This window comes from Caulobacter sp. S45 (assembly GCF_903642205.1).
Lineage (GTDB): Bacteria > Pseudomonadota > Alphaproteobacteria > Caulobacterales > Caulobacteraceae > CAHJWH01.
In genome coordinates, this window is sequence record NZ_CAHJWH010000139.1 from 1 (window position 1) to 8,540 (window position 8,540).

Here is an 8,540-nt window from a genome sequence, read left to right on the forward strand (position 1 = left end):
CCGCCGCCGCCGGCGCCGCCCTGCTGCAGGCCGCCGCCGCCTGGACCCCGCACGCCCCAGCCACCGCCCTGCACCCGAGCGCCCCCGCCACTGACGCCGCGCCCCTGATCGCGGCCAGGCACGGCTGAGGGGAAGGCGGCCTTTGACGCAGACGGCATCGTTCTGCGTCAGGCGAGGCCGTAGGTGGCCGCCGCATGGCCGCTATGGCCGTAGGTCCGCTTTCTGGAGATAGGCCTTCGGTAAGTTTCCATCCTTCTCCGCCCTTTTGGGAGTCCGTGCTGCGGTAGGGGCCTCAGCAGGATGACGGGAGGGTCTTCGCTACGGCGTTCGCCGATCCAGTCAGGCTGGCCCTCTTAACGCTCAATCGATTAACCCGCCGCCGTGCGCCCCGCTCGCCTCCGCAGCCGCGCCAGCCGCCGCAGCCTTCGCCAGAAGCGGGTCTTGGCGGGTTCGGGGTAGGGCTGGAGGTTCAGGACGAACTCCTCCGCCGACTGTCGCCAGGAGAAGCCCTCGGCGTAGCGGCGCACCGCGGCGCGGTCGAACTTGAGGCAGTCGAGGCAAGCCTGGCGCAGGTCCTGGTTCACCTCGCCCGCGCCCGAGCCCGGAATGATGTCGATCGGACCCGGCGCGGGGTAGGCCGCCACCGGGGCGCCGGCGGCCATCGCCTCCAGGATCACCAGGCCGAAGGTGTCGGTGAGCGAGGGGAAGACCAGAGCGTCGGCATGGGCGTAATAGGCCGCCAGCTCCTCGCCGGACTTGGTGCCGACGAACAGCGCCTCGGGGTAGCGGGCCTGCAGCGGCTCTCTTGACGGCCCGTCGCCGACGATCACCTTGCTTCCGGGCAGGTCCAGGGCCAGGAAGGCCTCGACGTTCTTCTCCGGCGCCACCCGGCCGACGTTCAGGAAGACGGGGCGCGCGACGCCTTCCAGCAGGTGCGGGAACTCGGCGGCGCGATCGGGGTGGAACAGGGCCGTATCCACCCCGCGTGACCAGGGCGACAGGTTGCGGAAGCCGCGCCGGGTCAGCTCCTCGCGCATGGTGGGCGTGGCCACCATCACCCGCCCGGACGCCCGGTGGAACCAGCGCATGTAGGCGTAGCCCGCCGACACCGGAGCGGGCAGGCGCGCAGCCACGTATTCGGGAAAGCGGGTGTGGTAGCTGGTGGTGAAGGGCAGCTTCCACTCGATGCAGAGGCGCCGCGCCGCCAGGCCCACGGGGCCTTCGGTGGCGATGTGGATGGCCTCGGGCTCGAAGGCCTTGAACCGCTCCTGCATGGGCTCGTAGGCGCCCATGGCCAGCCGGATCTCGGGGTAGGTCGGGAGCGGCAGGGTCTTGAACTGATCGGGCGAGACGACCTCGATCTCATGGCCCATGGCCCGGCATTCGGCCACGGTGCGGGCGAGCGTGCGGACGACTCCGTTCACCTGCGGCTCCCACGCATCGGTGGCGAGCAGGATGCGCATCAGGCGACCATCCTGATGGCGACCCCCGGCAGGCCGCGCCACCTGTCGTCAGCTCGAGACCCCACCGCGATACGCACCCCGTGCAACTTGTGGCCCGTCCGCATCCCCGCACGCCGCCCGGCGGCGGTCCGGCGCCGCCGTACACTCCAGCGGCCTGGCCAGCGAGCCGCGGCTATAGGGTCAAAGCCACATCCTGGCGAGCCAATTCCCGGCGCCGGGCGCCCGGCGCATGGGCAGGTTTTCACCCACCCGGCCAATCAGCGGCTAGGTGATTTACCCGAGCCACCTTATCTGCGACCAAGTTGCAGTGCAGCATTGGCTTCAGGATCATGGACGCAGCGGTCGGCACGCTCGACGATTTCACCTTCGAGGAGCCTGCGCCAGCCCGTACGCGCCAGGCCGGCGACAGCCCGAAGTCGCTGCGCACCCGCGCGCGCATCCTGGACACCGCCATGCGGCTGTTCGCCGAAACCGGCTACCATCCGGCCAGCAACGCGGTGATCGCGGAGGCTTCGGGCCTGACCCGGGGCGCCATGCTCTACCACTTCGCCAGCCGCGAGGCGCTGCTGGACTGCGTCATCCCCCACATCCAGGCGGCCCGGGCTCGTCTGTTCGAGGAGGCTGCGGGCCACATGCCGCCTGGGGCCGAGCGCACCGACCACGCCATCGACACCTATTGGCGGCTGCTGCATCGGCTTCCCTTCGTCGCCTTCGCCGAACTTGAACACGCCGCGCGTACAGATACGCCGCTGCGGGACCGTCTCCGGAGCGCGCAGGCCGCGTTCGACCGGAACCAGGTCGGCGAGCACATGGCCGAGCTTGTACAGGCCGGCGAGGCCCCGCGCTTCCAGGCGAGCCGTGATCTCGCACGCTTCGTCCTGGAAGGGCTCTCGCGGGCGCACTTGGCCGATGAGGGCGATGCGCGCACCGAACGGCTGCTGGCCGTGGTGAAGCGGGCGGCCCGCATGCTGAACCGAAAGGGCGCGCTATCGGACATCTGGCCGGAGGGCTGAGACCGGTCAGCCGCCCGGCCGAGGGCTCGCCTGCGCCTCGATGGAGGCGAGATCGGCCGGGCGACCGGCGAAGAGCCGCCTGGCCTCGGTCAGCGCCGCCGCCTGTGCGGCCGCGTCTCCCAGCACCCCGTAGGATCGCACCAGCCGGGCCCAGCCCCGGGGATCGTCTGGGGCGGCCTTCAGTTCGGCGGCCTGACGCGCCACCATGGCGTGGATGAAGGCCGCCTGCGGGCCGGCGAGCGGCGCGCGCTGAAGGCCGGCCATCCGTTGGGGATTGGTGGGCGATGTCCGGATCATGCCCGGCGCCTGGCCTGTACGAACGCGCTCGATCTCGGTCTGGAGCGCCGCGCGGCGGGGTTCGTCCGGCGGCAGGTCGGCCAGCAGGGCGCGCCAGGCCGAAAGACCGCCCGCCGTGTCGCCGCCGGCGATCTGCGCCCGGCCGACATAGTAGCGTGCCGCGGGATTGCGGGGGTCGAGGTGCAGGGTCTGCTGGAAAGTCTGCACCGCCTCGAGCGTCAGCTTGCCGCCGGCGTCCATGACCAGCGCCTCGCCCTCCGACGCGCGCAGGTCGGCGCGTCCGGGCGCCAGGGACGCCGCCGTGGCGAAGGCGCGTCCAGCCCCGAAGGCGTCGCCTGCCGCCATTTCGGCTCGCCCGAGGTAATCGTAGGCCTGCGGGTCATGGGGCCTCTGGCGCGCGATCTCGCGCAGCACGGCGGCCATGCGGGCCGGATCGAGCGTGCCGGGATCGGCGCGCCGCCACGCCTCCAGGCGAGCCGCGTAGGGCTGGTCCGGCAGGCCTGAGGCGCCCAGCTTGAGGTAGACGAGCAGAGCCAGGGCGGCCGCCATGGCGGCGCACAGGGTGGCGACGAGCCGGCTCATGCGACCGCCGGTCGTCTCCGGCGTCGCCTGGGTGTCGGCGAAGCGCAACAGGCGGCGGGCGGCCTCCGCCCGCGCGGCCCGGTGCTCCTCGGGCCCGAGCAGCCCCTGTCCGGCCTGCTCGTCAAGCTCGCTCAGCTGGCGGCGATAGAGCGGCAGCGCCGGATCCTGGGGCGCGGCCTGGGCGAGGCGCGCTGCGGCTCCCGCACGCGAGATGACCAGCGCGGCGGCCGCGGCGGCAAGCAGGCCCGTGACGATCCAGAACGCCCACATCCGCCCGCTCCTAGCGCAGCAAGCGGCGCGCGCGAAGGCGCCGCATCGCGTCAGGCTTCCGCACGCGGCAGGTCCAGATCGACCCGCAGCCCGCCGAGACTGGAGCGCGAGAGGGTCAGCGAACCCCCATAGGCCCGTGCCAGCTCATCGACGATGGAGAGGCCCAGCCCCGAACCCGGCGCGCTCTCATCGAGCCGCGCGCCGCGCTTCAGCACCTCGGCGCTTTGGGCTTCGTCCAGGCCTGGCCCGTCGTCCTCCACGGTGAGCTGCAGACGGCCGGGCGCGGCGGGCTCAGCGTTGACGCGCACGCGGCCGCGGCAGAACCTGCAGGCGTTCTCCAGCAGGTTGCCGGCGATCTCCTGCAGGTCCTGGCGCTCGCCTAGGAAGGCCAGGCCCTCCTCGGCCTCCCAGTCCACATCCACGCCGCGGGCCTGGAAGATGCGTTGCAGGGTGCGGGCCAGCTCGTCCAGAACCTCAGCGACCGGGGTCCGCTCTCCGGAGCCCTGAGAGCGGGCGGCGGCACGGGCGCGGCGCAGGTGGTGCTCCACCTGCCGGCGCATGGTCTCGGCCTGGCGGTCCACCACGGCGGCCAGCGGGCTGGGATCGCGGTCGGCCTCGGCCAGCATCACGGAGATCGGGGTTTTCAGCGCATGAGCCAGGTTGCCGACATGGGTGCGCTGGCGCTCCACGACCTCCTGGTTGTGGTCGAGCAGGGCGTTCAGCTCGCTGGCCAGCGGGGCGAGTTCGCGGGGATAGGCGCCGGCCAGCCGCTGGGCCTTGCCCTGGCGCACGCCCGCCACCTCGCGCCGCATGGCGAAGAGCGGCGTCAGCCCCACCACCACCTGGACCACCACCGCGCCCACCAGCCCGACGCCCAGCAGCACCAGGGCTGCGGCCGTGGTCCAGGCGAAGCGGCGCACGTCGCGGTTGAGGGGCGCCCGGTTCTCTGCGGCCATGAACACCACCGGCGCGGCATGCCCCGGGAGGAAGGCCAGCAGGGCCGCCGCCCTCAGCGGCTCATGCCCGTCCTGGGCCGGTCCCACGGTGTTGTAATAGGCCGTGGTTCCGGGAGCCGCCTGTAGCTGGACCATGACCTTGTGCGGCGCGTTCAGCACCTGATCCCAGAGCGAGCGGGAGCGCGCCAGGGCGTGCAGCCGCCCGTCGGCTGGATAGTCGGCGATCTGCCAGTACTTGCCCGAATAGGCGCGGGTGGCGCGCTCGTCGGTGAGGGACGGGGCGGTGACCGCACCATCGGCCTCGACCCCCGCCCCGGCGTACAGCCCGTTGGCGAGGTCGGCCAGGTCGGTGTCGAAGCGGCTGAGCGCGGCATGGTCGAACAGCAGGGTCAGCGCCACGCCCATGCCCACCAGCAGCAGGATCGACCAGACCGCCGCCAGCGCCACCAGCCGCCCGACCAGCGAGCGGCGGCCGAAGTCGGGGCGCGCGCCTGTCCCCTGGCGGTCGGACGATCGGCTGGAGGATGCGGCCAGAGGCTTGTTCAGCATGCGGCTAGCCTTATCCCGGTCCAAGTCCCTATCTAACGCCACGACGCCGGCCGTTGCACGCCGCGCCGCAGCCTTACCGAGACCGTCCGCCCCGATGCCCACGCCTGGCCTGTCGTCCATCACCCCGGAGAGCCTGGTCGAGGAGCTGGCCCAGGCCAAGCTACCCTCCGCCCACACGCCTGCAGGCCTGGTCGTGCGCGCCTTCCGCAGCCGGGTGGATGGGACCGAGCACCTGGCGCTGATCAAGGGCGAGCCTGTGCCCGACGCGCTGGTGCGGGTGCACTCGGAGTGCCTGACCGGCGATGCGCTGGGCTCGCTGCGCTGCGACTGCGGCGAGCAGCTCCGCACCGCGATGGCGCGGATCGGGGCGAGCGAGAGCGGCGCCCTGATCTACCTGCGCGGCCATGAGGGGCGCGGCATCGGCCTTGCCAACAAGATCGCCGCCTATGCGCTGCAGGACGGCGGCCTGGACACCGCCCAGGCCAATGCGGCGCTGGGTTTCGCGCCGGACGCGCGCGACTATCGCGAGGCGGCGGACATGCTGCTGGCGCTGGGCCTGGACGACATCCGCCTGCTGACCAACAACCCGCTGAAGGGCGCAGCGCTCAGGCGCCACGGCGTGCGGGTGCGGGAGGATGTGCCCCTCATCCTGCCGTCCAACCCGCACAATGCAGACTACTTGGCGACCAAGCGGGACAAGATGGGCCACCGGCTCCCGGGCGAGGCCGCCTCGGGCCTGGCTTCAACCCCGCACGCTGCGGAGTGAACCGCTCAGGCTCCCCGCGGCGGCCGGCCTGGCAGCATGCGCTGCAGCTCGGGCTCTCGGTCGATCCACTGGTGCTTCAGCGCACCGAGCACGTGCAGGCCGAACACCCCGTAGAGGACGTAGGCCAGCCATTTGTGGATGGCGAAGAAGACGTCGTGGAAGTGCTCCTTGGCCGCCGGATCGAGGTTGGCGATCGGCGCGATGCGGAACCAGGGCACGAGCCAGAACAGCTTCATCGGATGGGTGGGGCCGCCCTTCCACGCGGAATCGTGCATCCAGCCCGACAGCGGGATGGCCAGGATCAGGACGTAGAGCCCGGCGTGGGCCAGGTGGGCGGCCATGCGCTCCCAGCGGGGATAGTCGGCCGGCAGCGGCGGCGGCGGATGGGCGGCGCGCCAGAGCAGGCGAAGCAGGACCAGGCCAAGGACGGTGATGCCGATCGACTTGTGCGTGTCGATCACCGGCCGGGTCCAGCTCTCCGGCCATTTGTCGACACACCAGACCAGGACCAGGTTCGCCAGGATGAGCCCGGCTATGATCCAGTGAAGGGCCATCGCAACGCCGGTGTAGCGGTGCCTTGCGGCCTCGACTTGCATGTTCGACATCCAAGGTGGAAGAGGCTGGCGTCCCGGTATCCGGAAGATGCGAGCGCGGTTGGACTAGCTTAACCGGAACCCCATGGCAAACCTCTCCCAGGGCCTTTCGCTCGCTACGCCCGCGCAGGCCGAAGCCGACCTCGCCGCACGGCTTACGGCGCAGTCGCCACGCCGTACGCCGCCGCCTACGCCCTGGGCCAGCACGGCCATCCATGGCGCGGTGCTGGTGCTGTGGATCGCCCTGCTGGGCGCCCCCTTCGGCCTGCACGGGGTGTGGGTCTGGTCGGCGGGCCTGGTCTATGTCGCCTACGACACCCTGCTGCTGGTCTTCACCTTCTGGCAGACCCTGCCCCTGCTGAAGACAACCCCTCCCTCGGCTGCCGTCAGCCGCAGGGTCTCGGTGGCCGTCATCGTGGCGGCCAAGGACGAGGCGCTGGTGCTGCCCGTCACTCTGAAGGCCCTGCTCGGTCAGTCCGACCCGCCCGACCGCATCCTGATCGCCGACGACGGCTCCGCCGACGCCACGCCCGAAGTCCTCGCACGTCTTTATGGACTAGAGCCGCCGCCCCTGGGCGAGATGTCCACCCGTCACCCGCAAATCCATTGGCTGCGGCTGGGCGGGGGCGGAAAGGCCCGGGCCATGAACACCGCCCTGTCGCTGATCGCCGAGGAGGTGGTGCTGACCGTGGACGCCGATACGCTGCTTCAGCCCGGCGCGATCGCTGCGGTCCGGGACGCCTTCTCCGCCGAAGCGGACCTGGTCGCCACCACCGGCGTGCTGACGCCGGTCTGCGCCGCCACCACGTCCGGACGGATCATGGAGTGGTTCCAGACCTACGAGTACATCAGGAACTTCCTGGCCCGCTATGCCTGGATGCGGCTGGACAGCCTGCTGCTGATCTCCGGGGCCTTTGCGGGCTTCCGCCGCGCCGCGGCGCTCGAGGTCGGCGGCTTCGACCCCGACTGCCTGGTGGAGGACTACGAGCTGATCCACCGGCTGAAGCGCTACAGCGTGCGCCACGGCCGCCGCTGGACCACCCGCGTGCTGGGCGGGGCGCTCGCCCGCACCGAGGCGCCGAGCACCACCCTGGCCTTCCTGCGCCAGCGGCGGCGCTGGTTCGGCGGCTTCCTGCAGACGCAGTACTGGTACCGCGACATGGTGGGCGACCGCCGCTACGGTGCGCTAGGGCTGGCCATGCTGCCGGTGAAGGCCGTCGACACGCTGCAACCGCTTTATGGCCTGACCGCCTTCGTCCTGCTGTGCAGCTATGTCGTGCGAGGCCGGCTGACGATCCTTGAGCCGGTCGGCGGGGTGATCGCGGCCAAGATCCTGATCGACTTCTCCTTCCAGCTCTGGGCCATCCACCTCTATCGCTGCTGGGTGGGCGATCGCCGGATCGCGTCCTTCGGTCACGCCCTTGTCGCCTCGATCATCGAGCCTTTCAGCTTCCAGCTGCTGCGGCACCTGGGGGCAGCCTGGGGTTGGGTGGTGTTCCTGCGCGGCCGCCAGACATGGGGCAGCCAGCAGCGCGCGGGCGCTCTGCGCTAGCTCGCTGAGCTTTCCACCCCCAGGAAGCGGTAGCCGACACCGGCCTCGGTGGTGATCAGCCTGGGGACATCCGGTTCCCCTAACGGCCGACAGCAGCGGGCGAGGGTCACGACGCGCGCCCTGCGCCCTGGACCAGGACTAGGCTAGCCCCCCGTCGGCGGCCCCCATGTGCACCTAGCCGGCGGCCTCCAGGGCCGGGCCGAGGAAGCGGGGGTTCACGCCGGCGTGCCGCACGACGGAGCCGCCCGCGACGAGCTCAACGCCCGCCTCGGGATGGCCGACGCTATGGCCGCTGGCCAGCCCTCCTCACCCCAGCGCCCCCCAAGGCATCGGATGCACCTTACGGTCGCCCAGCGCCGCACAGAGGGGCGGCCCGGCGAACAGCGCAGCGATGGCGCGGTCGCGGGCGTTGAGGCCGCCGGCGTAGGCGCCGAAGGCGGGGAGGAGCAGGCGCTCGCCGTCGGTGACGAAGGCGCGGCGGCGGATGCCCGCGCGGCCG

Annotated in this window: 7 protein-coding genes and 1 pseudogene; 3 read left to right on the forward strand and 5 right to left on the reverse strand. The window is 71.7% G+C overall.

Features of this window, described 5'->3' with window-relative positions; translation table 11 throughout:
* Nucleotides 1-368: 368 nt before the first annotated feature.
* Nucleotides 369-1,463, reverse strand: coding sequence for a glycosyltransferase family 1 protein (locus tag HUV06_RS12675; protein WP_174301625.1), 1,095 nt, complete (start codon nt 1,461-1,463; stop codon nt 369-371).
* Between the two features lie 329 nt (nt 1,464-1,792).
* On the opposite strand from HUV06_RS12675, the gene HUV06_RS12680 reads away from it, so the two are divergent.
* Entirely contained in the window at nt 1,793-2,476 is a 684-nt protein-coding gene (locus tag HUV06_RS12680) for a TetR/AcrR family transcriptional regulator (RefSeq protein ID WP_256430071.1), read from the forward strand.
* Nucleotides 2,477-2,482: 6 nt separating this feature from the next.
* On the opposite strand, the gene ccmI is transcribed toward HUV06_RS12680, so the two are convergent.
* A complete protein-coding gene (ccmI, locus tag HUV06_RS12685; protein ID WP_174301626.1) occupies nt 2,483-3,625 on the reverse strand; it encodes a c-type cytochrome biogenesis protein CcmI in 1,143 nt (380 codons plus the stop codon).
* A gap of 50 nt (nt 3,626-3,675) precedes the next feature.
* Nucleotides 3,676-5,130 carry a sensor histidine kinase gene (locus HUV06_RS12690; RefSeq protein ID WP_174301627.1) on the reverse strand — a complete coding sequence of 485 codons (1,455 nt, stop codon included), beginning with the start codon at nt 5,128-5,130 and terminating at the stop codon, nt 3,676-3,678.
* 94 nt (nt 5,131-5,224) lie between these two features.
* Here HUV06_RS12690 and ribA point away from each other — a divergent pair, with 94 nt between their 5' ends.
* The gene (gene ribA, locus HUV06_RS12695; RefSeq protein WP_254601100.1) at nt 5,225-5,896 is read left to right on the forward strand and encodes a GTP cyclohydrolase II; all 672 of its coding nucleotides are present in this window, start codon (nt 5,225-5,227) and stop codon (nt 5,894-5,896) included.
* A gap of 5 nt (nt 5,897-5,901) precedes the next feature.
* On the opposite strand, the gene HUV06_RS12700 is transcribed toward ribA, so the two are convergent.
* On the reverse strand, nt 5,902-6,492 hold the full coding sequence (locus HUV06_RS12700; protein WP_217433846.1) for a cytochrome b: 591 nt from the start codon (nt 6,490-6,492) through the stop codon (nt 5,902-5,904).
* 82 nt (nt 6,493-6,574) lie between these two features.
* On the opposite strand from HUV06_RS12700, the gene HUV06_RS12705 reads away from it, so the two are divergent.
* Complete coding sequence (locus HUV06_RS12705) at nt 6,575-8,041, forward strand: glycosyltransferase family 2 protein (RefSeq protein WP_174301630.1); 1,467 nt, start codon at nt 6,575-6,577, stop codon at nt 8,039-8,041.
* 306 nt (nt 8,042-8,347) lie between these two features.
* On the opposite strand, the pseudogene HUV06_RS12710 reads toward HUV06_RS12705, so the two are convergent.
* A pseudogene (locus HUV06_RS12710) lies at nt 8,348-8,540 on the reverse strand (phosphoesterase); the annotation flags it as partial.

Coding starts and splice junctions, on each gene's coding strand:
- ribA (WP_254601100.1), top strand. CDS start 5,225: ATGCCCACGCCTGGCCTGTCGTCCATCACCCCGGAGAGCCTGGTCGAG.
- HUV06_RS12690 (WP_174301627.1), bottom strand. CDS start 5,130: ATGCTGAACAAGCCTCTGGCCGCATCCTCCAGCCGATCGTCCGACCGC.
- HUV06_RS12675 (WP_174301625.1), bottom strand. CDS start 1,463: ATGCGCATCCTGCTCGCCACCGATGCGTGGGAGCCGCAGGTGAACGGA.
- ccmI (WP_174301626.1), bottom strand. CDS start 3,625: ATGTGGGCGTTCTGGATCGTCACGGGCCTGCTTGCCGCCGCGGCCGCC.
- HUV06_RS12700 (WP_217433846.1), bottom strand. CDS start 6,492: ATGCAAGTCGAGGCCGCAAGGCACCGCTACACCGGCGTTGCGATGGCC.
- HUV06_RS12680 (WP_256430071.1), top strand. CDS start 1,793: ATGGACGCAGCGGTCGGCACGCTCGACGATTTCACCTTCGAGGAGCCT.
- HUV06_RS12705 (WP_174301630.1), top strand. CDS start 6,575: ATGGCAAACCTCTCCCAGGGCCTTTCGCTCGCTACGCCCGCGCAGGCC.